General features: G+C 63.9%; 24 protein-coding genes. 14 read left to right on the top strand and 10 right to left on the bottom strand.

Annotated elements, in window-relative coordinates; translation table 11 throughout:
• Positions 1 to 189 precede the first annotated feature (189 nt).
• Positions 190 to 828 (bottom strand): helix-turn-helix domain-containing protein, encoded by a 639-nt coding sequence (locus tag DVK01_RS14635; RefSeq protein ID WP_101350297.1) that lies wholly within the window; start codon positions 826 to 828, stop codon positions 190 to 192.
• Positions 829 to 1,061: 233 nt separating this feature from the next.
• Here DVK01_RS14635 and DVK01_RS14630 point away from each other — a divergent pair, with 233 nt between their 5' ends.
• The 7 genes from DVK01_RS14630 (at position 1,062) to DVK01_RS14600 (ending at position 10,592) form a co-directional block, all read left to right on the top strand.
• Positions 1,062 to 2,855 carry a VWA domain-containing protein gene (locus DVK01_RS14630; RefSeq protein WP_121537350.1) on the top strand — a complete coding sequence of 598 codons (1,794 nt, stop codon included), beginning with the start codon at positions 1,062 to 1,064 and terminating at the stop codon, positions 2,853 to 2,855.
• On the top strand, positions 2,855 to 5,221 hold the full coding sequence (locus DVK01_RS14625) for a VWA domain-containing protein (protein WP_101350299.1): 2,367 nt from the start codon (positions 2,855 to 2,857) through the stop codon (positions 5,219 to 5,221). Before DVK01_RS14630 ends, DVK01_RS14625 begins: the two co-directional genes overlap by 1 nt.
• A complete protein-coding gene (locus tag DVK01_RS14620) occupies positions 5,218 to 5,880 on the top strand; it encodes a chromosome partitioning protein (protein WP_101350300.1) in 663 nt (220 codons plus the stop codon). Before DVK01_RS14625 ends, DVK01_RS14620 begins: the two co-directional genes overlap by 4 nt.
• Positions 5,880 to 6,836 (top strand): hypothetical protein, encoded by a 957-nt coding sequence (locus DVK01_RS14615; protein ID WP_121537348.1) that lies wholly within the window; start codon positions 5,880 to 5,882, stop codon positions 6,834 to 6,836. Before DVK01_RS14620 ends, DVK01_RS14615 begins: the two co-directional genes overlap by 1 nt.
• On the top strand, positions 6,833 to 7,774 hold the full coding sequence (locus tag DVK01_RS14610; protein ID WP_101350302.1) for a MoxR family ATPase: 942 nt from the start codon (positions 6,833 to 6,835) through the stop codon (positions 7,772 to 7,774). The genes DVK01_RS14615 and DVK01_RS14610 overlap by 4 nt, the downstream gene beginning before the upstream one ends.
• Positions 7,775 to 7,823: 49 nt before the next feature.
• Positions 7,824 to 8,690, top strand: a complete 867-nt coding sequence (locus DVK01_RS14605; RefSeq protein WP_121537346.1) for a DUF58 domain-containing protein — start codon at positions 7,824 to 7,826, stop codon at positions 8,688 to 8,690.
• A 114-nt stretch (positions 8,691 to 8,804) separates the two neighbouring features.
• The gene (locus tag DVK01_RS14600) at positions 8,805 to 10,592 is read left to right on the top strand and encodes a PAS domain-containing protein (RefSeq protein ID WP_121537344.1); all 1,788 of its coding nucleotides are present in this window, start codon (positions 8,805 to 8,807) and stop codon (positions 10,590 to 10,592) included.
• Between the two features lie 23 nt (positions 10,593 to 10,615).
• Here the strand turns inward: DVK01_RS14600 and pyrI are convergent, their stop codons facing one another.
• The 4 genes from pyrI to DVK01_RS14580 form a co-directional block, all read right to left on the bottom strand.
• On the bottom strand, positions 10,616 to 11,083 hold the full coding sequence (pyrI, locus tag DVK01_RS14595; RefSeq protein WP_101350305.1) for an aspartate carbamoyltransferase regulatory subunit: 468 nt from the start codon (positions 11,081 to 11,083) through the stop codon (positions 10,616 to 10,618).
• Entirely contained in the window at positions 11,080 to 11,994 is a 915-nt protein-coding gene (gene pyrB / locus DVK01_RS14590) for an aspartate carbamoyltransferase (RefSeq protein ID WP_101350306.1), read from the bottom strand. The genes pyrI and pyrB overlap by 4 nt, the downstream gene beginning before the upstream one ends.
• Before the next feature lie 135 nt (positions 11,995 to 12,129).
• Positions 12,130 to 13,266 carry a VCBS repeat-containing protein gene (locus DVK01_RS14585; protein ID WP_232794457.1) on the bottom strand — a complete coding sequence of 379 codons (1,137 nt, stop codon included), beginning with the start codon at positions 13,264 to 13,266 and terminating at the stop codon, positions 12,130 to 12,132.
• A 60-nt stretch (positions 13,267 to 13,326) separates the two neighbouring features.
• Positions 13,327 to 14,265 carry a sugar phosphate isomerase/epimerase gene (locus DVK01_RS14580; RefSeq protein ID WP_233562790.1) on the bottom strand — a complete coding sequence of 313 codons (939 nt, stop codon included), beginning with the start codon at positions 14,263 to 14,265 and terminating at the stop codon, positions 13,327 to 13,329.
• Positions 14,266 to 14,513: 248 nt separating this feature from the next.
• Here DVK01_RS14580 and DVK01_RS14575 point away from each other — a divergent pair, with 248 nt between their 5' ends.
• On the top strand, positions 14,514 to 15,140 hold the full coding sequence (locus DVK01_RS14575; RefSeq protein ID WP_101350307.1) for a CDP-4-dehydro-6-deoxy-D-gulose 4-reductase: 627 nt from the start codon (positions 14,514 to 14,516) through the stop codon (positions 15,138 to 15,140).
• Between the two features lie 28 nt (positions 15,141 to 15,168).
• Complete coding sequence (locus tag DVK01_RS14570; RefSeq protein WP_004960685.1) at positions 15,169 to 15,798, top strand: hypothetical protein; 630 nt, start codon at positions 15,169 to 15,171, stop codon at positions 15,796 to 15,798.
• Positions 15,799 to 15,800: 2 nt separating this feature from the next.
• Here the strand turns inward: DVK01_RS14570 and DVK01_RS14565 are convergent, their stop codons facing one another.
• The 3 genes from DVK01_RS14565 to DVK01_RS14555 all read right to left on the bottom strand — a co-directional run bounded on the left by DVK01_RS14565 (position 15,801) and on the right by DVK01_RS14555 (position 18,187).
• Entirely contained in the window at positions 15,801 to 16,001 is a 201-nt protein-coding gene (locus tag DVK01_RS14565; RefSeq protein WP_053969274.1) for a hypothetical protein, read from the bottom strand.
• Positions 16,002 to 16,131: 130 nt separating this feature from the next.
• Positions 16,132 to 17,079 (bottom strand): peptidylprolyl isomerase, encoded by a 948-nt coding sequence (locus DVK01_RS14560; RefSeq protein WP_121537342.1) that lies wholly within the window; start codon positions 17,077 to 17,079, stop codon positions 16,132 to 16,134.
• 82 nt (positions 17,080 to 17,161) lie between these two features.
• The gene (locus DVK01_RS14555; RefSeq protein WP_121537340.1) at positions 17,162 to 18,187 is read right to left on the bottom strand and encodes a threonine/serine dehydratase; all 1,026 of its coding nucleotides are present in this window, start codon (positions 18,185 to 18,187) and stop codon (positions 17,162 to 17,164) included.
• A gap of 80 nt (positions 18,188 to 18,267) precedes the next feature.
• Here DVK01_RS14555 and cyaB point away from each other — a divergent pair, with 80 nt between their 5' ends.
• From cyaB to DVK01_RS14530, 5 genes are all read left to right on the top strand, one after another.
• The gene (gene cyaB, locus DVK01_RS14550) at positions 18,268 to 18,810 is read left to right on the top strand and encodes a class IV adenylate cyclase (RefSeq protein ID WP_232794459.1); all 543 of its coding nucleotides are present in this window, start codon (positions 18,268 to 18,270) and stop codon (positions 18,808 to 18,810) included.
• Between the two features lie 59 nt (positions 18,811 to 18,869).
• Positions 18,870 to 20,072 carry a methionine adenosyltransferase gene (locus DVK01_RS14545; protein ID WP_101350311.1) on the top strand — a complete coding sequence of 401 codons (1,203 nt, stop codon included), beginning with the start codon at positions 18,870 to 18,872 and terminating at the stop codon, positions 20,070 to 20,072.
• 47 nt (positions 20,073 to 20,119) lie between these two features.
• Positions 20,120 to 21,307, top strand: coding sequence for a tRNA sulfurtransferase (locus DVK01_RS14540; RefSeq protein WP_121537338.1), 1,188 nt, complete (start codon positions 20,120 to 20,122; stop codon positions 21,305 to 21,307).
• Positions 21,308 to 21,334: 27 nt separating this feature from the next.
• On the top strand, positions 21,335 to 21,844 hold the full coding sequence (locus DVK01_RS14535; RefSeq protein ID WP_121512113.1) for a DUF5804 family protein: 510 nt from the start codon (positions 21,335 to 21,337) through the stop codon (positions 21,842 to 21,844).
• Between the two features lie 205 nt (positions 21,845 to 22,049).
• On the top strand, positions 22,050 to 22,814 hold the full coding sequence (locus tag DVK01_RS14530) for a winged helix-turn-helix domain-containing protein (protein WP_121578075.1): 765 nt from the start codon (positions 22,050 to 22,052) through the stop codon (positions 22,812 to 22,814).
• On the opposite strand, the gene DVK01_RS14525 is transcribed toward DVK01_RS14530, so the two are convergent.
• Both DVK01_RS14525 and DVK01_RS14520 read right to left on the bottom strand, forming a co-directional pair.
• On the bottom strand, positions 22,811 to 23,725 hold the full coding sequence (locus DVK01_RS14525; protein ID WP_121512111.1) for a PLP-dependent cysteine synthase family protein: 915 nt from the start codon (positions 23,723 to 23,725) through the stop codon (positions 22,811 to 22,813). The genes DVK01_RS14530 and DVK01_RS14525 overlap by 4 nt on opposite strands.
• Positions 23,726 to 23,824: 99 nt before the next feature.
• Positions 23,825 to 24,244, bottom strand: coding sequence for a CopG family ribbon-helix-helix protein (locus tag DVK01_RS14520; RefSeq protein ID WP_101350316.1), 420 nt, complete (start codon positions 24,242 to 24,244; stop codon positions 23,825 to 23,827).
• Positions 24,245 to 24,453 lie beyond the last annotated feature (209 nt).

The following is a 24,453-nucleotide window of genomic DNA, read 5'->3' as shown; positions in this document are numbered from 1 at the left end:
GCGCTGTATTATGAAGGGATTTAAGTACCGGCGGGTGTACCCGTCCGCGGTCAGACCGATCGAGCGTATGCCAGAGACCCAGGACATAGCCGAAACAGACACTCGGAGAACGCTCTGTTCACGCGCAAGTCGTTCGATGACTGGGAGGAGTCACTCCGTCGCCAGTGCATCCAGCCCGAAAAGGCGAGTCTACGGATCGAAGGCGGCCGTCGCGAGTTTCGATTCGACGGCGTTCAGGCGCTGAGAGAGGGCTGATTTCGAGATACCGAGTGTCGATGCGAGTTCGTCGAGGGTCGTCTGTCGGGGCTGCTGGTAGTAGCCTTCGTCGACCGCAATTATCGCAGCTTCCCGTTGTTTTGTCGTGAGACAGGAGAGGTCGACAGTCGCGGGCTCCGACTCAGTCTCGTCGTCTTGACGGGATGTCAGCCGTCGCAGACGGACTCGTTCGGCGGCCGATTGCAACTGCTCGACTAGCTCGCTGATGACGCTTCGGTCTGAGACGTACGTTTCGATGAAAAGCGAGTCACCGTCTACGCGTCGCGTTCGTGGGACACACCCGACCTCGCTAAACGCGAGACAGAGACAGGCGTCACCGACCTGATTTGTCGAATGGAGGACCCGTGCGGTACCGGTCTCGTCAGTGACAGTCACCTCCGCGTGACAGACGCCATCGTCGATCTGGTTCTGAGCGTTTTCGATGTCTGCATCCGGCTCCGAAAGTGGACACGAACAGTCATCGGACAGTTCAATTTCGAACAGAACCTTGAGGGTCCGTTCGGTGGCGGTCCCCGATGTCGCCCCTGTAGGCCCGCTTTCGGAGTGTCCCATTCTGACTGTCACTCGACTATCTTCACTTAAATGCATTGTGTCGTATATCGCCATAATCGGTAGACAGCGATGGGTTCGTATCAAACGTTCATGCACAAATACGCGCCAGCGGTCACGACGGCCGCGGATGTGCAGTGTGGTTCGTCGCGATCCGTAGACGGCGTCGGTTGGCACGTGGGATTGGTGTCACCAGAGTCACAAGATAAATGCCGCCTCCGCCTGATACACAGGTAATGGTCCTCTCGGACGTGTTGCTTGCCCCCCTGGGGCTAGCTGCCCTCCTTCTTGCGGTGCCGATTGTGGTACTATACCTCATTCGACCGGACCCGCAGGAACTCACGCTACCGACGTTCCAGTTTCTCGTCGCTGGGGAGCGCCAGCAGTCAGCAACGCCGTTTCTCGAACGGATTTCACGCAGCCTCCTCCTGCTGTTACAGGTGCTAGTCGTGCTGGTACTCGCGGTCGGACTGGCGACGCCGTACGTCACTGTCTCCGAGCGGGCGACAGTGGAGGAGACCGTCATCGTCGTCGATACGAGCGCGTCCATGCAGACCGACGCCGACGGCCAGACGCGCTTCCAGCGGGCCGTCACAGCCGCCCGGGAGGAGGTGACGGGGACGACCTCTATCGTCACCACGACCAGCGGTGGGGAGGTGGTACTACAGCGCGGTACGCCGACAGCGGCGGAGGGAACGCTTGACGGACTCAGCCCGACAGACACGCCGGAAGCGCTCAGCGGTGCCATCTCGCAGGCGACCTCGTTAGCCGGCGAGAACGCCAGAATCGTCGTTCTGAGCGATTTCGCGGGCGACGAGTGGACCACCGCGGTCACGACAGCCCGTGGACGTGGCCTCTCCGTGGACCTCCAGCAGTTCGCCGGCGGGGGCGACGGGAACGTCGGCTTCATCGACCGCCGATTCTCTGGCTCGGCGGTGACGCTGTCGGTGAAAAACTACGGCGACTCGTCAGTCACCCGGACTGTTCAGCTCGGCAACGCCCAGCGAGAACTACAGCTCGGGCCCGACGACGTGGGGTCAGTGACGCTACCGGTCCCCGCCGGCGGGAGCGAAGCCCGGCTCAGCCCGGGCGACAGTTTCACCACGGACGACAGCGTCTATATCGCCGCGCCGGCTGACGCGGCCGTCGACGTGCTGGTGCTGACAAACGACCGGAACCGGTACCTGATTACCGCGCTGTCGGTCGTCGACCGGGTGAACGTGACGGTCAGGCAGCCACCGACGACGATTCAGGGCGACTACGACGTGATTCTGTACAGCAACGTCGACAGGAGTTCGTTGCTCCCCGGGAACGTCGAAACCGGGCGCGAACTGGTCGAAGACGGCGGCGGCGTTGCGGTGCTGGCACAGGACACCCTCCCGCAGCGATACCGAGATCTCCTCCTCATCGAACCCGGCGAGACCCGGACAAGCGCGACGGTGGGCCAGACGGCACAGACACAGCTCACCCGCGGCATCGACTTCCAGCCCCCGGACGAGTACATTTCCGGGTCGCTACGTTCCGGGTCGGCCCAGGTCCAACTGGGTGACGGGACGCCGCTCATCGCGACGGAGGACCGGAACGGCGGGCGGGTCATGTACTACGGCTACATCGAGGACCGATCCAGCTTCAAGTTCAACTACCAATACCCCGTGTTCTGGAAACGAGCGGTGTACTACCTCGCCGACAGGGAACAGCTCCCGGCCCTGAACCACGCGACCGGCGAGACCGTCCGGTTCGGCAACACCACCGTGGAAGGGCCGTCCGGTTCCGTCTCCGGACCCACGGTCCCGCTCCAGCGGGCCGGCTTCTACCGGAGCGAGACCCGGCAGGTCAGCGCGTCGCTGCTGGACGAAAGCGAGTCAAACACCGCCGTCGAGGCGCTCGACCAGCGCTCCGGGACGGCTGGAAATCTCACCCGAATCGAGCGACGGTCGGTGCCGCGGCCGCTGACCGAGTACTTCGCGCTGGGCGGGCTGGTGCTCGCACTGGCCGAGGTCGGCTATCTGCGCCGCCGGGGTGACCTCTGATGGCGGTCTCGTACACCGTCGCGGAGGGGCTCACCGTCGGCGTCGAGCACCTCTGGCCGCTGGTCGTCCTGCCGGTCGCCGTCGGCCTCCTCGCGTACCTCGTCCGGCGTGGCGACGCCGGACCGCGGTCGGCTTCGAACCGGAGTCGCCGACTCCTGCTTGCCAGCCGCGTGCTTATCGTCTGCCTGCTCGTCCTCGGCGCGATGGGGCCGTACACCGTCCAGACCAGAGAGACGCCGGGCGAGCCGGGCGTGACACTGCTGGCGGACGAGTCCGCGAGCATGGGCATCTATCCGAACACGACCGACGAACTGGTACGGGACATCGAAAACGAGGGTGTTCCGGTGACGCGAGCGACGATCGGCAGCGGGTCGAGTTCGCGGCTCGGCGACGGCGTAGCGGCAAATCTCCGGGAGAACGGGACGGTCGTCGTCGTCTCCGACGGCCGCGTCACAGAGGGGCGGAGCCTGTCGAGGGCCGCAGAGGACGCCGGTACACTCAACGCCACGGTCCACAGCGTCCGGCCGCAGTCGCCACGCACCGAACGCGCTGTGGCGATAGCGGGGCCGTCGACGGTGAGTCGCGGCGTCCAGTCGCAGTACACCGTCTCGATGGCGGGCGTGAGCGTCCTCGAATCAGTGCCCGTCGAAGTGACTATCGACGGCGAGACGGTCACCGAGGGCGAACTCCGGCCAGATGGCACGCTCACCGTCGACCACACGTTCGAGGAGATTGGTTCACACCGCGTGACTGCGACACTCTCCGGCGACGACGAGTACGCACGAAACGACGTGTTCTACAAGAGCGTCCGCGTCGTCGAACAGCCCGACGTGCTGTATGTCTCGCAAGGCCAGTACCCACTGCGGAACTATCTCGACTCGCTGTACAACGTTTCGACGGCCTCGTCGGTCCCGGCGGACCTCGATGACTACGCCGCCGTCGTCGTCCAAGACACACCGTCGAGCAGTATGGGGAACACGACCGCGCTGCAGGACTTCGTCATCAACGGCGGCGGGCTGGTCGTCGCGGGCGGCGACAACGCCTACGAGAACGGCGGCTACGAAACGTCGCCGGTGGCCTCGATGCTCCCGGTCCGCGTCGGGAACGCGACCGGCGGCGAGTCGAACATCGTCATCCTCGTCGACGTGTCCGGGAGCGCCGAGAGCGGTCTCTCGGTACAGAAAGCCGTCGCACTGGATGTACTCGACCAGCTCGGCGACGAGAACCGGGTTGGTGTCGTCGCGTTCAACCAGAACGCGTACCGCGTCTCGGAGATGCAAGCGCTCGGTCAGAACCGCGCGGAGACTGTCGACAAGATACGGCGGCTCAACAGCGGCGGCGCGACTGACATCGCCGTCGGACTTCAGGGGGCCGACGAACTACTGGGCGACCGCGAAGGGACGATCATCCTCCTCAGCGACGGCCAGGACCGGCTCGGCCCGCCGGCGGCCGTCGCCAACCAACTCGGCCGCGAGGGGACCCGCGTCATCTCGGTCGGCGTCGGCAAGCGCGTCGGCGTCGCGACGATGCGCCAGATCGCCGGCGAGTCCGGCGGCTCGTACTTTGCCGCCGACGAGACAGAGCGGCTACGGCTCCTCTTTGGCGGTTCCTCGCGGCGCTACCAGGGGGAGAACCTCACCATCGTCACTGAAGACACGTTCATCACCTCGGGCGTCGAGCTGACGGCCAATCCCGGCCAGGCGAACAACGTGCAGGTCAAGCCCGGGGCCGACTATCAGGTCGCCACTGCCGACGGGAAGCCGGCCATCGCCTCCTGGCGGTTCGGGCTGGGCCGCGCGGTCTCGATCACCGCCTACGAGTCGGACAACACGATGGGCGGCCTGCTCGACCGGCCGGATTCGCTGGTGGTCACCAAATCGGTCAACTACGCGGTGGGCGACCCAATGCGCACGCAGACCGGCGTCATAGCGGTCGGCGATGCCCGGGTCGGGAGTCCGACGACGCTGACCTATCAGGGAGACAGCCGCCCTGCCGCGCCAAACATCTCCTTCCGCCAGGTCGGTGACGGGCGATATCGTGGTGAGTTCACGCCCAGAGAAGCGGGGTATCAGACGGCACTTGACACCGAATACGCGGCGAACTACCCCGTCGAGTACGCTTCGTTCGGGCCGAGTGAGAGCCTCGATGCGCTCGTCGAAGCGACCGGCGGGCAGACGTTCAGTCCGAACCAGGGCGAACAGATAGCCAGCGAGGCACGCCAGAAATCCACTCGAGTCCGAACCGTTCGAGAGAACTGGGACTGGGTCGCTCTGCTCGGCGCGCTCCTGCTTTTCACCGGCGAGGTGGTCGCCCGGCGCGTTCAAGTGTACCGCGGTCGCACCTCCCTGGAGAGTGGTCTCCCGTGAGCGCAATCGGCCGGCGCATCAACGTCGGACTCGTCGTGTTCGTCGTCCTGTCGATGGTCGGCACCGGCGGAACGACGGTGCTGTACCAGGACTCAGCCAGCGAACTGCGTGCGCAAAACCAGGAACTGCGCCAGCAAAACGCCGACCTCCGGGAAGATCTGGATGACACCAGGAGTGAACTGGACTCTACCCGGACCCGCGTCGACGAACTCGAAGACCAGTTGGAGACGCGGTCGGAGGACGTCGACCAGGTCGCAACTAACCTGAACCAGACAGAAGAGCAACTGAACGCGACAGAGAGCCAGTTGGCGGAGACTCGGCAGTCGCTCCGCGAGAGCCAGGACCGCGTCGAAGAGCTGGAGGTGACAGTCGGTGACCTGCGAGACGAGCGCGACACGCTCGAGAGCGAAGTCGATGACCTCGAGTCGACAATCGACGATCTGGAGAGCGAAAACGAGGAGCTAGAGGACGAGCGTGCCGAACTCGAGGACCAGGTGTCCGACCTGCAAGACGAGATCGACAGCCTGGAATCACGGATAAGTACGCTCGAAAGCGATATCGAAGAACTCGAAAGCCAAAACCAGGAGCTCCGAGACGATATCGAGACGCTCTGTAGCCAGCCCGAGAACCAAGACAAAGCCACCTGTGAGGGCTACTAATGGACGAACCAGACACAGACACCGGAGAAACCGGCGGCGAGGGCCCCGCAGAAGACGGGCGGGCGCAAGCCCGCGAACGCATGGCCGCCGCCATCGCCGAGGTTAGACGCGAGGGCAAGAAGGCGGCGTTCGTCTACGCCGTCGTCGACGCGATGTTGGTCTTTCTCCTCGTGAACATCCTCCTGACGGTCCTTTCGCCGGCCGAACTCCCGACGCAGTTGTCGGTTCCGGCGGCGGTGACCGAGCCGGTCGGGGCGGCCGTCGGCCGTTCGCTGTCGGGGCTATCCTTCCCCACGGGCGCAGTTGTCGGCATGGTCCTCGGAGTGGGCTGGCTCGTCGGCGAATATCTGTACCGGGTCCGCCAACCACTCGTCGAGCAGTTCGAGGCGGCGAACGCAAACGTCACCGACGCGCTCCGGACGGCCCGGGACGCGGTCGAGGACGGGGCCGAGACGCGGATGGCGGCCCGGCTCTACGAGGACGTCCTCGACGGCCTGAGACAGAGTTCGAGCGTCGCGCTTGTCGACAGCCGGCGACTCATCGGGACGCTTGTTGTCGTAATCTTGCTGAGTCTGGCGACAGTGCAGGTTGCCGTCGTCGACATCGGGCTGCTCGACCGCGACACAGTTGAGACGGACTCGCCAGCCGACCGGCCAAGCGAGTACGAGGGACTGGAGGACGGCGACGCGATACTCGGGGACAGCGAGGACGTCCAGGCCGGCGACGAGAACCTCACCGCCGAGATCGAGTCGACCGGCGGCGAGGAGGAGATCGACCGGAGCCAGTCGTTCCCATCCTCGCCGAACACCGGGGAGCCGGGGAGCAGCGGCGGTACAGTCGACAGCCAGCAGGCCGGGTTTGCCGGCCAGGAAAACATCGAGGACGCGGACCTCATCCGCGAGTACAATCTCAGGATTCGAGAGCAGGACACGGACGACGAGGATACCGACCCATGAGCCCAGAGCAAGACATCGACGAACTACAGCAGAAGATCGCAGACGCACGTGAACAGATCAGCACACGAATCGTCGGCCAGGAGGAGGTACTGGAGCAACTGCTCATCTGTATCCTGGCCGACGGCAACGCCCTGCTCGAATCGAACCCGGGGCTGGGGAAGACGACGATGGTCCGGACAGTCGCGGAGGTGACCGACCTTCAGTTCTCCCGGATTCAGAACACCCCCGACCTGATGCCGTCCGATATCACGGGGACCGAAATCATCCGCGAGACCGACAGCGGGCGTGAGTTCGTCTTCGAGAAGGGGCCGGTGTTCGCCAACGTGGTGCTGGCCGACGAGATTAACCGAGCGACGCCGAAGACACAGGCCGCCCTGCTGGAAGCGATGCAAGAGAAACAGGTGACCGCTGCGGGCGAGACCTACGAACTGCCCCGTCCCTTCTTCATCCTGGCGACGCAGAACCCCATCGACCAGTCGGGTACCTACGCGCTCCCGGAGGCCCAGACCGACCGCTTCATGCTGAAACTGCTGGTCGATTACCCCGACTACGACGAGGAGCGGACAATCGTCGACATGTACACCGCCGGCGCGGAGCAGGTGCCGGTCGAGCGCTCGCTGACCCGCTCGGAGATTCAGGAGATTCAGCAGCTGGTCCGCGAGATGCCAATCGCCGACGACCTGCGCGATCGAGCGGTCCAGCTCGTCCGCCGGACCCGTGAGGCCGACGATATCGAGTTCGGTGCCAGCCCGCGAGCGAGTATGGCGCTCGTCCAGACAGCGAAAGCGCGGGCCTTCCTGCAGGGCCGCTCGCACGTCACCGGCGCGGACATCGAGGCGCTGGCCGCGCCCGTCCTCCGCCACAGAATCATTGTGGACTTCCGGGCTGAGCGAGCGGGTCAGACAGCAGACGACCTTATCGCGTCGCTGTTGGAATGAGCGAGTCAGTGACCGCAGTTTGGCGGGCCTGCCCCCTGGAGGGTCGACCGTGACTATCGAGCCCGACTTCCTGGACGAACTCGGCCGGTTCACTGCCGCCCTGAACCGCCAGACGACCTCGATTCGACAGGGCGATCAGGAGTCCCCCCGAGTCGGCGAGGGGCTCACGTTCAGCGACTACCGGCGGTACTCGCCGGGCGACGACACGCGGCGAATCGACTGGAAACTGTTCGCCCGGACGGAGGAGTACTTCATCAAGCAGTACGAAGAGGAGCGGAGCCTGACCGTCCACCTGCTCGTTGACACGAGCGCGTCGATGGACTTCGGCGACGCGGCGAGTCACAAGTTCGAGTGCGCCGCCAAGCTCGGCCTTGGTTTCGCCTACCTCACCGCGGAGGAGAACAACGATTTCCAGTTCTGTACGTTGCGTGACCGGGTCGAGCGTATCGACACCGGCCAGTCGAACCGCGGCGAGATACTCTCGCTCATCGACCAGTTGAACGGGGTGACGCCCGACGGGACGGCGGACTTCCGCTCGTCGCTTGAGGGGTACGCCCAGCGCATCCGATCGCGCTCGCTCGTCGTCGTGTTCAGCGACTGCCTGACCGAGCCAGAGGCACTCGAATCGGGTATCGCCGCGCTTGCCCGCAACAACGCCGACGTACTGTTGGTCCGCGTGGTCGCCCCGGAGGAGCGAGACCCCGGCGTCGTCGGCGACGTGTTGTTCGCGGATCCGGAAAGCGACGAGACACGCCGGTCGTACTTCAGCGGCTCGCTGGCCGAGACGTATCAGTCGCGGCTCGACGCCCACATCGACTCGGTGTCGAACCGCGTGACCGCGCTGGGCGCGGACCACGTGCTGGTCGATACCGGTGAGGAGTACTTCGACTCGTTTGCGAGTATCTGGCTCACGTGAGACCGGTGGAAGTCAAGGCTCCGAGGCGGTCGAGCGGGGAGTCACTCACGGCGAGCGGCGCCAAGTATCGGCCTATGTGTGATGTTTAAGTATACCACAGCCATGGTATGTGTCATGCCACCATCCCCACTGGGCAATGCGGCTCCGTTCGGGATGCACGACAAGCGGTTGTCGATACTGCTTATCGACGACGACGCGGACCAGGTCGATCTCTCTGCCACCTTCCTGGAACAGGAGCTGCCGGATGCGGAGACGACAACGGTGGTCGAGCCAACGGCTGGACTCACCGAGGCCATCGAAGGCACGTACGACTGCGTCGTCTGTGATTACGATATGCCGTCACGCGACGGCCTGGCGGTGCTGGCCGAACTGCGAGACGCGGGGATCACGGTTCCGTTCATCCTCTTCACCGGAAAGGGGAGCGAGGAAATCGCGAGCCGGGCGATTTCCGAGGGCGTCGATGAGTACCTCCAGAAGGGAGGCACAGAAAAGTACACCATCCTCGCAAACAAGATCGAAAACCTCGTCGAGAAACACCGGGCGGAACAACAAGTCCAGCGCGGGTTTCGAGCCATCGAATCCGCACAGGAAGGAATCGGAATCATCGACGAGAACGGCGTTTACCAGTACCTCAACGACGCGTACGCGGCGATTTACGACCGAGGCCGCTCCGAGATAATCGGCGAGCACTGGGAGATGTTGTACCCTACCAAAGAGGTCGACCGATTCACGGACGAGGTCCTCCCAGAACTCTACGAGCGCGGGTCATGGAGCGGCGTCGCAACCGGGCTGACAAAGGCCGGCGATCCCGTCCACGAGCGGCTCGTCCTGACGCCGACGAGCGACGGCGGCCACGTCTGTCTCGTCCAGCGCGTCGCCGAGGACACTGGACCGTCGAGCGAGGAGGCGCTCGAGACCAGGGCCCTGAACGCGACCTCCGTCGGCGTGACGATTACGGACCCGCACCGAGACGACAACCCGCTCATCTACGTAAACGACGGGTTCGAGGACCTCACCGGCTACGACCGGGACGCGATCCTAGGTCGGAACTGTCGGTTCCTGCAGGGCGAGGGAACCGACCCCGAGACGGTCGCCTCGATTCGGGACGCCATCGCCGAGGGGGAGACGACATCGACGACAGTGCTGAACTACACCGCCGACGGCGACCCGTTCTGGAACTTTCTCGAAATCTCTCCAATCGAAGACGACAGCGGAACTGTGACGCATTTCGTCGGATTCCAGCGCGATGTGACCGAACTCATCGCACATCGCAACGAGATGGAAGATCAGATCGAGTGGCTGAATGAGTTTGCTGAGGTCGTCTCACACGATCTCAAGAACCCGCTGTCGGTCATACGCGGCAACATCGAACTGGCGTTACAGACCGGTGAGATGGACCGATTATCGGAGGCAAAGCAATCCGCGGCGCGGCTGGACGAGTTGATTGACGACCTCTCGAACGTCATGCGCCAACAGGAACTGGTTACCAACCCGGAGTCGGTCGATTTCGCGGCCGTCTTCCGGTCGCTAGACCAGTTCGACACCGTGTCGCGGTCGGTAGATATCGTCGATTCACGCAAGATCGTCGCAGACGAGCAAGCGCTGGCCCGACTGGCCGAGAATCTCGTCAGGAACACGCTCGAACACGGCGGGCCGGACGCCGGGATACGTATCGGGACGCTGTCGGACGGATTCTACTACGAGGACACCGGCGAAGGGGTCCCTGACGGAACTACCGACGAGGTGTTCAAGCCTGGCTTCTCAACGAAAGAGGACGGGACCGGATTTGGGATGGTCAGCATCCGACAGATCGTTCGCGCTCACGGTTGGACCGTTTCTCTCGGCGAAAGCGACGCCGGCGGCGCGCGGTTCGAGTTTACTGGTGTCGAGACCGTCACGTAATCAGCGCAGTCCGGTCGGAGCGCTCACTCCGCGAGAATGTGTGCCGGCAAGTCGTCGCGGATTATCGTATCGCAGTACTCACAGCGGACGCCGTCGTCGCCGACGGCAAAGCGGGAGTCGACGGGCTCGTCCTCGGTCGTGATGCAGTTGTGGTTCGGGCATTCGAGGACGCCCTCGACGACCGACGGCCGCTCGACGCGGCGCTTCTCGACGACATCATAGTCACGGATGATGTTGATCGTCGCCGCGGAGGCGATGAGCGAGAGCACGTCGACCTCATCCTGGGAGAGTTCGCGGCCCTCGACTTTGACCACGTCTTTGTGTCCCAGGCGGTCCGAGGGCATGTTCATCGCGACGGAGACAGAGTCGCCGCTGGTTCCGTCGATGCCGAGAATCGCCAGAACGTTCAGCGCCTGGCCGCCCGCGATGTGGTCGATGACGGTGCCGTTGCGAATCTTCGAGACGCGGAGTTGCTGGTCGTTGTCGCTCATTTGTCGCCTCCGAGCATCAGGTCGAGCAGCGCCATCCGTACCGGGACGCCGTTGTGGGCCTGCTGGAAGTACTGTGCATGGGTGGTCTCGTCGACATCGTGAGCGATTTCGTCGACACGCGGGAGCGGGTGCATCACGGTCAGGTCGTCTTTGGCCGCCGCAAGCGTGTCGGCGTCGATCTGGTACTGGCCGGCGACTTCGCGATACTCGCTCTCGTCGGGGAACCGCTCGGCCTGAATGCGTGTCACGTAGAGCACGTCCAGGTCAGGGAGAATCTCGTCGAGGTCGGTGTGCTCGCGGACCTCCGCGCCGGCCTCGTGGAGGTCGTAGCGGACCGAGCGGGGGAGCTGGAGCGATTCGGGACTGATGAAGTGCTGTCGGGCGTCGACGGTCGTGAGTGCGTGGGCCAGCGAGTGGACCGTTCGTCCGTACTTCAGGTCGCCCATGATACCGATAGTCAGGTCGTCGAAGCCCGCGTTCTCACGGATGGTGTAGAGATCGAGCAGCGTCTGTGTCGGGTGCTGGCCGGCCCCATCGCCGGCGTTGACGAGTGGCACGTCGACGAACTCGCTTGCCATCTTCGCGGACCCCTCCATGGGATGCCGGAGCACGAGCGCGTCAGTGTAGCCCTCAACGACGCGGACGGTGTCGGCCAGCGACTCGCCTTTCTTGACGCTCGAGGACTCGACCGAGCCCATGTCGACGATGTCGCCGCCGAGGCGCTTCATCGCCGTGGTGAAGCTCATCTTCGTCCGGGTGCTCGGCTCGAAAAAGAGCATGCCGAGCAAGGTGTCGCTGTGCCGGTCCGCAAACGCCCCCGGGTCAGCCGCGATGTCGGCCGCGTGGTCGAGCACCGTCTCGATGTCGCCCCGCGAGAGTTGTTTCGCGCTGATGATGTGGTCGTGCCGCATTTCACTCGGTACCGCGCTCCGGACGGTCTTGAATCCCCCGACACGGGAATTGAACGGTCGCTTACATCATCAGGGTCTACTTCGAGAGCGGCGGAATCGAGGGCAGAACTGCCAGCGGCGGGAATACAGTCCGAGTCAGGGATTGCTCTGCCAGACATCGACGCGTGGCTCTGTGTACGCCTTGCCGACGATGTCGGGAATGCCGTCACCGTCGAGGTCGACGACTTTCGCCTCGTGGGTGGGGATGCCGGTGTTCAGTTGTTTGCGCTCGAAGGTCCCCGCCCCGTCGTTGTGGAACACGAACTGTCGCGGTTCGTGTCCGTCCTCAAGACCCATTTCGGCGACGAAGATGTCGGGGTTACCGTCGCCGTCGAAGTCCGCCACGTCGAGGCTGTGTGGGTTCGAGAGGTCGTCGTGCAGTAGGGTCAGATCCCACTCGGGCGGGTCGAACACGCCCAGCCTGGCCGGGCGGTCGTCGAGATACGGTTCGTCGCCCTCGACGAGGATTATCTCCAAGTCGCCGTCGCCGTCGATGTCCGCGATAGCGACGCGGGTACACTGCCAGCCATCGGCGATCTGCTCTCTGTCCCAGCCGTCGGCCGTCCGATGGAAGACGTTCGGGCCGGCAACGATTTCGACCTCGCCGTCCCCGTCGACATCCTCGACAGCGACACCCTCGACATCAAGGTCCTCGGCGACGACGTGGCGGTTCGCCACCGGCCACGGTTCTCGTGTCGGGTCCTCTGGAATATCGTAGTAGAATACCGTCTTAGACTCCTGAGACAGTCCGACGACCTCGTTTTCTCCGTCGCCGTCCACGTCCGCCACGGCGGTGTCGTGATACTTCTCGAAGTCGTCGGTGATGAGCCGACGCGTCCACTGCTCTCGGGGGTCGTCCGGTATCTCGAACCACCACAGTTTGTGCCGGTAGATGTTCTGACCGGCCACCATATCCGGGCGGCCGTTGCCCGTGATATCACCGAGCGAACCGCCGACGGAGAGTTCAGGTGCGCTGGCAACGTCGTGGCGCTCCCAGCCGGGATTCTCGTACCAGAACACGTTCGTCTGGAGCCAGCGGGCCAGCGGCCCCATGCCGAATACGGACAGCAAGTCGACTGACTTATCCACGAGTGGGAACTCGACCTCGTGCTCGTCGCCGAGCGCCCCGACGATGATGTCCGGCCGACCGTTCCCCGTGAGGTCGGTCGTGAGACAGAAGCTCATCGTACTCGCCGGCGGCGAGGCTTCGATGCGCTCGTGATGGAGGTTCATGTCCCAGCCGTTCGGGTGTATCGCTATTGTTATGGCCGGGCTAACACCGACCAACGGCGATCAAGAACTCGTAGCAGGAATCCGTGTGGCGCTCCGCGAAGAGCCACTTCCGTCGAGGAGGCGCTCCAGCGTGGCCGCCCCGTGATCGATCTTCGCCGTCGGGTCGCTGTCGAGTTCGTTTTCGTAAATCACCCAGTCGACACCAGCGTCGCTCGCGGCGTCCAGAACCGCATGCATGTCCACGGTCCCCTCGCCATGCGGGACATCCTCGTAGCCCTGGAACGGCCCGGCCGGGGCCACGTCCCGGATATGGACCATCCTGATTCGGTCACTACACAGCGAGAAGAGGGCACACGGGTCGTAGCCGGCTTCACGGATCTCCGCGACCTCCGGCTCGAACATGAGCGCCGACGGCTTGGTCCGGGCAACGAGGTTCCACATAGGCGTCTCGCTCGGTATCGTTGTCGGGTCGTGTGCCCGGAGGGCGGTCAGCAACCGGTGTGTGTACTCCCCGACAGCGGTGGGTATCGGCGTTTCGTCGGTGAGCCGTCCCGCCGCGTCCGGAAGCAAGGGGCGGAACGTCCGCCGTCCCGTATGATACCCCAGCTGCATATCACACGCTTTGAGGTCGGCAGCGGCGTCGCGGAGCCGGTGGGAGAGCGACCGGATGTCGCTCCGGGTCCGAAGCTCGGACGCCGAGAGATGTGGGATAACGAGTGTCTCACACCCCACTGTTCGACACCGGACCAGCAGGTCTGACTCACCATCCAGCGCAGCCTCAACCTCGGGAAGGTCCGCGTGGACAGCAACCGGTTCAAGACCGACGTCATCAAGTGCCGTTGCGATATCTCTGGGCGATTCCTCGTGGAACCGGTGTGCGAATTCGACTCCATCGTAGCCTGCAGCCCCGACACGGCGGAGGATTTCAGGGAGCGGTTCGGATAGGGTACGGATACTGTATAACTGAAGGGCCGTGTTTGGTCCACTGCCCATATCCATAGTTGGAGTGTACTCATTATTGTTACATACACGTTATCAACCCACACTGAGGACGGCTCGAACAGTTCGCCTGTTGGGATCGCCGCCATCGAAGGCACAGACCTACCGTGGACAGCGGGTGTGGCAACAACGACCGTATAAAAGTAGGCAACAACCAACCGTCGTAAGTCAGTCCTTTCAGCCCACGGTAGTCCTGTTCGTGACGGCCGACACAAGGATTCAAACCCGATAGACAGTCCAGCCACAGTATGCTCGCAATCGCTGGCGGCAAAGGTGGCTGTGGCAAAACGACCATTGCCCTCGGCGTTGGGCAAGCACTGGGGACGCCGACTAGACCGGCGCTGGTCGTGGACACCGACCGTGATATGCCAAACCTCCACCGACGTGCTGGGGTCAATCCGTCGCCCGGAATCACAGATGTCACGGCCTCGGCTGAGCCGACCGCAGTTGCACAGCGCGCGACGGCCGTCGAAAGCGTCGACGTACTCCCCTGTCAGACCGCAGCCGGGACCGCTATCGACAATGCCATCAACAGGTTGTCCCGACCTGATCGGCCCGTAGTACTCGACTGCCCGGCCGGTGCTGGTCCGGACGCCGCTCGTCCGCTACGGGGGGCTGACAGAACAGTGCTCGTAAGTACACCAACACGTCAGAGTCTCACCGACACCGCCAAGACTGCGGCGATGGCCCGCGCGCTCGATGCACCGCCTGCGCTTACGGTCCTCGTCGGCAGCGACGGGTCCGTAGACCCGTCGACCCTGCTGTGCTGCCCGGAAACGATTCACGTCCCGTCGGTGTCGAAGCCGCTGGAATCGGACCGAGCGAGGGCACGATACGTCGAGATAGCGGACGTTCTCACCAAGCGGAATACTTAATCTCGTGGGAAAATAATTTCTCAGTGGTATGGCCAACCGGTTGCGAACGGGGATTGATGTCCTCGACAGAAAGCTCGATGGTGGCATCCCTGCGGGGAGTATCGTCGTGCTCTCTGCCCAGCCGGCTAGCCAAGCGGAGCTGTTCCTCTACGAACTCACCGCCACGCGCGGGACGCTGTGGCTGTCACTCGACCGGACCGCCGAATCTGTCATCGCGAGCATCGAGCAGACGCCGGCCAACACTGGAGATCCGACGGTGCGGCACATCTCCGGCGAAGCACCCCTCGATAACGCCGGCAAGCTCGTCTCGGCGCTGCCGGAAACCTCGAACCTCATCGTTGACCCACTGGACGTACTGGAAGCACAGGAGCCACACTCGCGTTTTCGGGCGTTCATGAACGACCTACAGAACCACATCGTCAACACCGGCAGCCTCGCTATCGTTCACTGCCTCGATGGACGTGACGTGCCACCGCTCCGGGATACGACCGAGCACTTCGCGGACGTGGTGTTCCAGCTCAACACCACAACGAACGGTGACGAGGTGGAAAACCGCCTCGCGATTCCGAAGTTCCGTGGCGGGCGCGCCCCCACAGACATCATCAAGCTCAACCTCGTCGAAGAGGTCAGCATCGACACCAGCCGCGACATCGCCTGATTCTATTCGCCGCCGGGCCGTGGCTCTCTGTCTGTCGACCCGAACTCAGTACCGACAAGTATCAACAGGAACAGTCCGAGACCAACACCGGCACCCGCTGCCAGTCCGGTGCCGATGCTTCCAGTCAACACGACCGTTCCGACGCCGAAGGCGATTCCCGGCGGGAACGCGAGCAGTGACGGGTACACCAACGACACTCGCATGCGTAGTGATGACGTGTCGTGCGTATAACGGTTCGCCCGTGTGTCCTCGGAGAATAGCAGTCGCTCGGAGTCATAAAGCCGCTCGCTGGCGCACAGCTCTGCAGACCCGATCGGCGTGTTCGCGGCGCAGTTACTCTTCAGCGCCTTCGATCTCTTCGACGATCTCCTCGGCGTCTACGTCGGCGTCTTCCAGCGCGTCTTCGATGTCTGCGCCGCCGGCACCGCCCATGCCGCCCATCATACCGGGCATGCCCATGCCGCCACCGCCGATCTCCTCCTGGACGATGATGCGATCGATGTCGAGCAGCTGGGTGAGCTGCTGGGCGATCTGCTGTTTGCCCATCATCCACTGCTGGTTCATCGTCAGCTGCGGCGTCGCCTCGATGTAGAGCGTTTCTTTCTCGACTTCGACAGTTTCGTACTCAGGCTCGGACTCTTCGTCCTCGTCTTCGTCGTCTTCACTCTCGACGAGCTGTTCTTCCTCGACGGTGTCGGTCTGGAACCACACGTCAAGTTCCATGTCGAGCATCATCTGAATGATGCCCTGTGCCTTCTCCTCGCGGTCTGTGACCTCTTCGAGAATCTCGTAGTCGTACTCGACATCTTCACCGGCCAGCGGATGGTTGAAGTCCACTCGCGCGCGCCCGCCGATGATGGTCTCGACGTGACCGTGCTCGCCCTCGATGTCGACGTGTGCACCGGGATAGCGGTCATCCTCGGGGATCTTGTCCTTTGAGACCGTCCGGACTTCTTCCTCGTCGTACTCGCCGAAGGCGTCGGCTGCTGCAACGGTCACGTTGCCCTCGTCGCCGACCTCTTTGCCGTAGATGTCCTGCTCGACGTCCGGGAAGATGTGGTTCTCGCCCAGCACGATGGTTCGCGGGCCGAACTCCTGCTGTTCGGTATCGATGCCGTCTTCCTCGGCGACCGCTTCGTCAGTCGTGTCGACAAGCTGGCCGCCGTCGACGGTGCGGGCGGTGTAGGCGAGCTTGACAACATCGCCCTTCTGGAGTCCCTCCGCCTGTTCTTCTTCGTCTGCGGTTTCTTCATCGACTTCAGTCTCAGACTCGTTGCTCATACCCTGTTCGTCAGTCGTGGCACTCTTAAGGACAACGTTTCCCGGTCAACAGCGGTCGAGCAACTTCGGAAGTGACCAGCTACTACTCGCTTTCAGCCAGCAGTCGGTCGAACTTCTCTCGGCCGATGTTCCGCCCCGAGATGGGGAGAACGACCGTTTCACCCCGTAGTTCGTCTCCAGCCTGAAGCGCCGCAGCGACAGCCGTCGCACAGGCCCCTTCCATGACAATTCGGTCCGTCTCGAACAGGCGTGCTACGGCGTCCGCAATTTCGTCTTCGGAGACGAGCCGGAAGTCAGCGAGTCCCGCCTGCAGTATTTGCGTCGGGAGCGCGAACGGCACCCGGGTCGCGACGCCCTCTGCGATGGTGTCGACGCTGTCGAGGGGCTCCAGCGTCTCCTCGTTCCAAGCGCGGTACACCGCGGGCGCACCCGCCGCCTGGACACCGACGACGGCGGCGTCGGTCATCGCCCCGAGCGTGATGCAGTACCCGGCTGCGGCGGTGCCGCCGCCGACGGGGCAGAACACGCGGTCGACATCGGGGCGCTCGTCGAGGACCTCCAGCCCGGCAGTGCCGACGCCAGCGAGCAACTTCGGTTCGTTGCCCGAGTGGACGTAGCGCGCCGCACGCTGGGTCGCCAGGGTCTCGATGTGTTCGCGGGCCTCGTCGTAGTCCTCGCCATGCTGAATGACTTCTGCGCCGAGTTGCTCCAGCGCATCGACTTTTCCGGCGTTGGCCTCTTCCGGGACACCGATGGTGACCGGTACGTCGAACTCGCGGCCGGCCCAGGCGATAGACTGGCCGTGGTTCCCCGTACTCGCGGCGAGCAGTCCAGCGTCTTGGAACTCCTCGTCTAGGGAGGCGACGAGATTTACACCCCCACGGACTTTGAACGCTCCAGTCGGGAGCGTATCCTCCCGCTTGAGCAGAACATCCGCGTCGAGGGCTTCGGAGAGGGCTTCGCTGCGGACCAGCGGCGTTTCCGGGAGATGCTGCCGGATGCGTTGCCGGGCGCGCGCGACCGTTGCAACTGTCGGCGGCGTCAGGTCGTGGTACGGAAAGAGGGTCGTCTCGTCCGGGGAGTCGATCGGCTCGTAGCGACCGGCCATACTACTACCCGAGAGAGCGGACACAGTAAATGGCGCGGTCGACGGGAGCGTTTTTCAGCGGCCCGGCCCAGCCCCACAGTATGTACGAAGTCGAGGTGAAAGTGCCAGCGGACATCGAGACTGTCGCGGAGCGACTCGACGAACTCGGGGCCGAGCAGGTCGATACGGTGATACAGACGGACACGTACTACGATGCGCCCCACCGGAATTTCGCCGAGACAGACGAGGCGTTCCGGGTCCGCCGTGAAACCAGAAAAGGCGAAACGGACGCGAAAGTTACTTATAAGGGCCCACTCCTCGAAGCGGAGTCGAAGAGCCGAGAGGAGTTCGAAACAGGCGTCGAGAACGGCGACGATATCGACGCAATCGTCCAGCACCTCGGTTTCGAGCCGGCGGCGACCGTCCGGAAGAACCGCCGGGTGTACGAAGTCCGGGAATACGACGTCACGCTTGACGCGGTCGACGGTGTCGGCGAGTTCGTTGAAGTCGAACGAGAGACTGACGGCGACATCGAACCCGTTCGAGAGGGGGCCTACGGGGTGCTTCGGGACCTCGGTCTGAATCCCGACGAGCAGCAACGGACCTCCTATCTCGGTATGCTACTTAGCGATGCGAACGAGTAATCATTCAGCCGTTATCTGTTCCCGTAAGTTATAGAACCCGGCCAGACGAAGTCGAGGCAATGACTGAGCGGAACATCCACGTCCAACCTGCGAGCGGGCTCGCCGTCGAAGATCAAGACATCGAAGTCGTAGAGCGCAAGGGTATCGGCCACCCGGACTCAATCTGTGACGGCATCGCGGAGACGGTGTCGCGTGCGCTGGCACAGACGTACATCGACCGCTTTGGCACAGTCTTGCATTACAACACAGACGAGACACAGCTCGTCGCTGGCACCGCCGCCCCGGCGTATGGCGGCGGCGAGGTGCTTGAGCCGATCTACATTCTGGTCGTCGGTCGAGCGACGAAGAAGTTCGACGGCGAACGCATCCCGGCCGAAAGCATCGCTCTTCGGGCCGCACGCGACTACCTCGACGAGCAGTTCCCACATCTCGACCTCGGGTCCGATGTCATCGTCGACGTTCAGTTCGGCGAAGGGTCGGGCGATCTCCAGACAGTGTTCGGCGAGGAGGCGACAGTTCCGATGGCAAACGACACGAGCTATGGCGTCGGCCACGCTCCGCTAACGGAAACAGAACAGATCGTCCGAAACACCGAGCAGAAACTGACCGGCGAATACGCCGAGGCAAACCCGGTCGTCGGCCAGGACGTCAAGGTGATGGGCAAGCGCGAGGGCGACCACATCGATGTGACCGTGGCCGTCGCAATGGTCGACGAACACGTCCCGGACCTCGAAGCGTACAAAACCGCTGTTTCGGACGTTCAAGCATTCGTTACCGACCTCGCAGAGGAGTACACCGACCGTGACGTAACGGTCCACGTCAACACGGCCGACGACTACGACGCCGAGTCAATCTATCTCACGACCACTGGGACCAGCGCCGAGCAGGGCGATGACGGCTCCGTCGGGCGCGGAAACCGCGCGAACGGGCTCATCACGCCGAACCGCCCGATGAGCATGGAGGCGACATCCGGCAAGAACCCAGTTAACCACATCGGAAAAATATATAATCTTCTCTCGACAGAAATAGCACAGTCCGTCGCGAATGAGGTTGACGGCATCCGACAGGTCCAGATGCGCCTTCTCTCACAGATCGGGTCACCGATTGACGAACCCCACGTCGCCGATGCCACAGTTGTCACCGAAGACGGTATCGCGGTCGGCGACGTCGAATCGGAGATTCAGGCCACGATTGACGACGAACTGGCCGACGTGACCGACATTACGCGACAAGTCATCGAGGGGAACCTCTCGACGTTCTGAGACGGCCAAGCGATATCCCTTTACTCGCTGGTAGTCAACTCGCAGACATGCATCCCCCAGACGCCGACAGCGTACTCGTCCGCCACGGCGAGCTCGGCGTCAAAAGCGACCAGGTCCGCCGGAAGATGGAACACCAGCTGGCGGACAACCTCCGTGCGATGCTCGACGCCCGCGACCTGCCGGGAGATATCGACCAGCGGCGGAACCGACTGTTCATCTACACCGACCACCCCGAGGGCGTGACTGCGGCTGCGGCCGACACGTTCGGCGTCACCTCCGCATCGGCAGTCGCGACGACCGACCCGACGCTATCCGAAATCGCAGACACATTGGCCGAAACCACGCGAGAGCAGTACGACGGTGGCACATTTGCCGTCGAGGCCCGCCGGGCGGGGCCACCATCGGCACATCCCTTTTCGAGTTCGGACATCGAGTCCACCGGCGGGACCGCTGTCGGGGAAACAATAACCGACATGGGCGGCGAGCCCGTTGTCGACCTCGACGAGCCCGATTTCGAACTGTTTGTCGAGTGTCGCGCCGACAAGGCGTACGTCTTCTGTGAGAAGCGCGCCGGCCCGGGCGGGCTCCCGCTGGGGACCCAGCGACCCGTCGTCGCGCTCGTCAGCGGCGGCATCGACTCGCCCGTCGCCGCCTGGAAGCTCATGAAACGCGGCGCGCCGGTGATTCCCGTCTACGTCGACCTCGGTGACTACGGCGGCCCCGACCACCGGGCCCGGGCCCGTTCGACCGTCGAGACGCTCGCCGCGTACGCGCCCGGACACGACCTCTCGCTTTCCGTGGTCGACGCCGGGGACGTCGTCGCCGACCTCTCGGAAGACCTCGGGTCGCTCCGGATGCTCGCGCTCCGCCGGTTCATGCTCGCGGTCGCCGAGGCTATCGCCCGCGAGCGCGACGCCGTCGGCATCGTCACCGGGGAGGCCATCGGCCAGAAGTCCAGCCAGACCAGCGCGAACATCGCGGTCACGGACGCCGCGACGACGCTCCCGGTCCACCGGCCGAACCTCACCGTCGACAAATCCGAGATAACCGACCGCGCGCGGGCCATCGGAACCTTCGAGGACTCGACAATCGACACCGGCTGCAACCGTGTCGCGCCGTCACACCCCGAGACCAACGCCTCGCTCGAAGCGGTCCGAGCGGCCGAACCCGACGACCTGCTCGACCGAGCCGAGGCCCGCGCCCGGGACCGCGCCGTCGTCCCCATCGAAAGCTAAATTTCCGGAGCGGGCCAGAGTTGAGCCATGACGCAGGTCTGTCTCGTCGGGAGCGAGGACGTGAACCTCCGGTACGAACTCCTCTCGCGCGAGACCGCACGGAACGCGCTTGCCACCTACGACCTGCAGGAACCGTTCGCGAACACCGTCGCCGTCGACACCGTGAGCCTGGGGGCGGCGGTGGCGCTCCTGAACGACCTGAACTGGTATCTCGTCCGTTTCGCCGACGCCGCCTTCGTCCGCGACCCCTCCATCAGCGAGACGGAGTGGCTCTCCCGAGACCTCGCCGCCGCGATTCGGGACGACGACATTGCCCCCGAGGACACCGGGCGCTTTCTCAACGTGTACGGCATCGTCGAGAGCGAGACATCGGACGCGGACGAGACGGCTGACACCCAGGCAGCGGCCGAGCGACCGCCGGAACTTGTCGAGCCGATGCTTCTGACGCGGACCGGCGACACGATTCCCGAGTACGACCTGCAGGACGTGGACGACACGCTCGTCGTGCGGGTGACCGAGTCCGAGTTCGGTGCCTGAGAAAAGCGCCCGGGTGTCAGAGGCACGGGCACTCCGGGTGGGCGCTGCCGGCGGGCTGTTCGCCCACGGTCCCCACCACTCGTCCGAACCGTATATACCGAATGGCCGGGAAAGTTCCCGACCCCTGATTATCAATGCCTGTTTTCCGAAATACTGGGGCGAAGAGCAAGAACGATACCGGATAGCGACGAACGACGAGACGGACATGGGACAGCCCTCACCGGTGGTCGACGTCGTCACGAAGCGATACGAGTTCCTCGTCGCGTTATCAGCGCCGAAAACAAAACCCGAACTCGTAGCCTCGCTCGACCGGTCGCGGTCCACCGTCGACCGGGCGGTCGGCGCGCTCCGCGAGGCCGACCTCGTCGAACGGACCGGCAGCGAGTACGTCGTCACCTATGCGGGCCGACAGGCGACGGCAGCCTACGAGGGGTTCTGCGACCGGCTCGACGCCCTCCAGCGTGCCCATCCCGTTCTCTCCGCGCTGCCCGCCGACGTCGACATCGACCCGGCTGTCCTCCACGGCGCGGACGTAGAGACCGCGTCGCCGGCCGCACCGACCGTCCCGACCGAGGAGACCGTCGACGTCCTGGACGGAACGACGTCGTTTCAGGGGACCGGCCCGGCCGTCCTCCCGCGCTACGTCGACGTCATCGAGTCCCTGTGGAGCGACACGACCGTCGACGTCGAACTGGTGGTGACGGAGGCCGTCGCCGAGTCGCTGGAGAGCGCGCTCCCCGACAGGCGTGAGACGCTCGAAGACCTGTCGAACGTCTCGCTGTACGTGACCGGGGAACCGATGCCGTACGCGGTCTGGACCGCCGACAGGGCCGACGGGGCCGTCAGCGGTATCGTCGTCTACACGGAGACAGGTATCAAGGGGACCATCAACAACGACACCGCGGCGATGAACGAGTGGGCCCGCGAGAAGTACGAGGCCTACAGGCGGGACGCGCGCCCGCTCGACTAGTCGTCGAACATCCCGGTCGACATGTACCGCTCGCCGCTGTCCCAGTAGACCGTGACGACAAGCGGGTCGTCGACGCCGTCGGCGACGAGTTGCCCGGCCACCTCCCGCGCGGCGAGGTTCGACGCGCCCGAGGACTGACCGACGAGGATGCCCTCCTCGCGGGCGAGGCGGCGGCACTCGTCTTCCGCGTCCGCGAGTTCGACCGTCACCACGTCGTCCAGCAAGTCGGTGTCGAGGTTGTCACTGACGAACCCCGGCCCCATCCCCTGGAAACTATCCTCGCCGGTTCCCGGTTCCATTCCCGAGAGGACGGCGTTGTCCGCCGGCTCGACCGCGACGATGTCCATCTCGGGGAACGCCTCGCGCAGCCGGCGGCCGGTTCCGGTGAGGGTCCCGCCGGTCCCGACGCCCGCGACCAAGGCGTCGACGGTCCGGTCGCCGACCTGTTCGAGTATCTCCTCGCCCGTCGTCTCGTAGTGTGCCCGCGGGTTCGCCGGGTTCTCGAACTGCCGGAGCTGGACGTGGTCGTCGCGGTCACACAGTTCGTCGGCGCGCTCTTTCGCGTCGGAGATGTCGCCCTCGACCAGTTCGATGTCCGCGCCGTAGGCCTTCATTATCTGGCGGCGCTCGGGCGACTTCGAGGCCGGCATCACCAGCACCACGTCGTACCCCTTCGTCGACCCGACCATCGCCATCCCAATGCCGGTGTTCCCACTTGTCGGTTCGACGAGCGTATCACCCGGTTCGAGTGCCCCGTTTTGCTCGGCGTCGTCTATCATGTACTTGGCCGGCCGGTCCTTGGCGGAGCCGCCGGGATTGAACGACTCGACCTTCGCCGCGACGGTTGCCCCCTCCGGCGCGCGGACCGAGACCAGCGGGGACCCGATTGTATCGAGAATGGAGTCTTTCATCGCCGCCGGCTACGCGGCCCCGACTTAAACGCCTACTGAAGGTCCCAAACAGTTCGTTGTCTCCCGGGCCGCGGCAGCGCTTTCCGGCGTCGACACCATTCAGGTGAACATGTTTATGTCGTCGACCGGCAGTACCGAGTAATCAACCGACAGCGTGTCCTTCGTCGCCCGGACCTTGCCGACGAACGCGGAGATGTCGTCGAGTTGTCCCTCCAAGACGAACAGTTCCATACAGTACCGGTCGCCGACGTGACTGTGGAAGTTCGACGCGACGATCGACTCGTGGTCGTGGCGGAGGTGCATCATCTTCTCCTCAACCGTGGTCGTCTCGTAGTCAAACAACACAGTGACGACCGCCATCAGTTCGCGGTCCTCCAGTCGCTTGTCCTCGAACTCGCCCATCAGGTTCCGGACTGCTTCACGAACTACTTCGCTGCGACCCGTGTATCCGTGTTCGTCGGCGAACGTGTCGATTCGCTCTTCCAGTTCGTCCGGCATCGAGATGCTGACTACGCCCATGTAATAACTCGGTCGCGTTGGGGTATTAATATTTCATATCCAACGCATCGGACGGCGCTGCGGCTGTCCGCGTGCGCTCGTCTATAAATACAGAAAGCCCACTCGGGAGAGATGTCTCTCCCGGGTGGGCTGTGTAAGATATGAATGGTGGCGGCGAACCGGATTTCCCAGAGGCTCGCGCACTCCAGTACTCCCCGGAACGCTGGCGG

This window comes from Haloarcula sp. Atlit-120R (genome assembly GCF_003665885.1).
GTDB classification, from domain to species: Archaea; Halobacteriota; Halobacteria; order Halobacteriales; family Haloarculaceae; genus Haloarcula; species Haloarcula taiwanensis.
Note: the sequence above shows the minus strand (reverse complement) of the source record. Positions and strands in the feature narration are given on the sequence as shown.

Coding starts and splice junctions, on each gene's coding strand:
- DVK01_RS14600 (WP_121537344.1), top strand. CDS start 8,805: ATGCCACCATCCCCACTGGGCAATGCGGCTCCGTTCGGGATGCACGAC.
- DVK01_RS14575 (WP_101350307.1), top strand. CDS start 14,514: ATGCTCGCAATCGCTGGCGGCAAAGGTGGCTGTGGCAAAACGACCATT.
- DVK01_RS14615 (WP_121537348.1), top strand. CDS start 5,880: ATGGACGAACCAGACACAGACACCGGAGAAACCGGCGGCGAGGGCCCC.
- DVK01_RS14520 (WP_101350316.1), bottom strand. CDS start 24,244: ATGGGCGTAGTCAGCATCTCGATGCCGGACGAACTGGAAGAGCGAATC.
- pyrI (WP_101350305.1), bottom strand. CDS start 11,083: ATGAGCGACAACGACCAGCAACTCCGCGTCTCGAAGATTCGCAACGGC.
- DVK01_RS14560 (WP_121537342.1), bottom strand. CDS start 17,079: ATGAGCAACGAGTCTGAGACTGAAGTCGATGAAGAAACCGCAGACGAA.
- DVK01_RS14540 (WP_121537338.1), top strand. CDS start 20,120: ATGCATCCCCCAGACGCCGACAGCGTACTCGTCCGCCACGGCGAGCTC.
- pyrB (WP_101350306.1), bottom strand. CDS start 11,994: ATGCGGCACGACCACATCATCAGCGCGAAACAACTCTCGCGGGGCGAC.
- DVK01_RS14580 (WP_233562790.1), bottom strand. CDS start 14,265: ATGGATATGGGCAGTGGACCAAACACGGCCCTTCAGTTATACAGTATC.
- DVK01_RS14530 (WP_121578075.1), top strand. CDS start 22,050: ATGGGACAGCCCTCACCGGTGGTCGACGTCGTCACGAAGCGATACGAG.
- DVK01_RS14570 (WP_004960685.1), top strand. CDS start 15,169: ATGGCCAACCGGTTGCGAACGGGGATTGATGTCCTCGACAGAAAGCTC.
- DVK01_RS14555 (WP_121537340.1), bottom strand. CDS start 18,187: ATGGCCGGTCGCTACGAGCCGATCGACTCCCCGGACGAGACGACCCTC.
- DVK01_RS14585 (WP_232794457.1), bottom strand. CDS start 13,266: ATGAACCTCCATCACGAGCGCATCGAAGCCTCGCCGCCGGCGAGTACG.
- DVK01_RS14610 (WP_101350302.1), top strand. CDS start 6,833: ATGAGCCCAGAGCAAGACATCGACGAACTACAGCAGAAGATCGCAGAC.
- DVK01_RS14525 (WP_121512111.1), bottom strand. CDS start 23,725: ATGAAAGACTCCATTCTCGATACAATCGGGTCCCCGCTGGTCTCGGTC.
- DVK01_RS14535 (WP_121512113.1), top strand. CDS start 21,335: ATGACGCAGGTCTGTCTCGTCGGGAGCGAGGACGTGAACCTCCGGTAC.
- DVK01_RS14545 (WP_101350311.1), top strand. CDS start 18,870: ATGACTGAGCGGAACATCCACGTCCAACCTGCGAGCGGGCTCGCCGTC.
- DVK01_RS14630 (WP_121537350.1), top strand. CDS start 1,062: ATGGTCCTCTCGGACGTGTTGCTTGCCCCCCTGGGGCTAGCTGCCCTC.
- DVK01_RS14635 (WP_101350297.1), bottom strand. CDS start 828: ATGGGACACTCCGAAAGCGGGCCTACAGGGGCGACATCGGGGACCGCC.
- DVK01_RS14625 (WP_101350299.1), top strand. CDS start 2,855: ATGGCGGTCTCGTACACCGTCGCGGAGGGGCTCACCGTCGGCGTCGAG.
- DVK01_RS14565 (WP_053969274.1), bottom strand. CDS start 16,001: ATGCGAGTGTCGTTGGTGTACCCGTCACTGCTCGCGTTCCCGCCGGGA.
- cyaB (WP_232794459.1), top strand. CDS start 18,268: ATGTACGAAGTCGAGGTGAAAGTGCCAGCGGACATCGAGACTGTCGCG.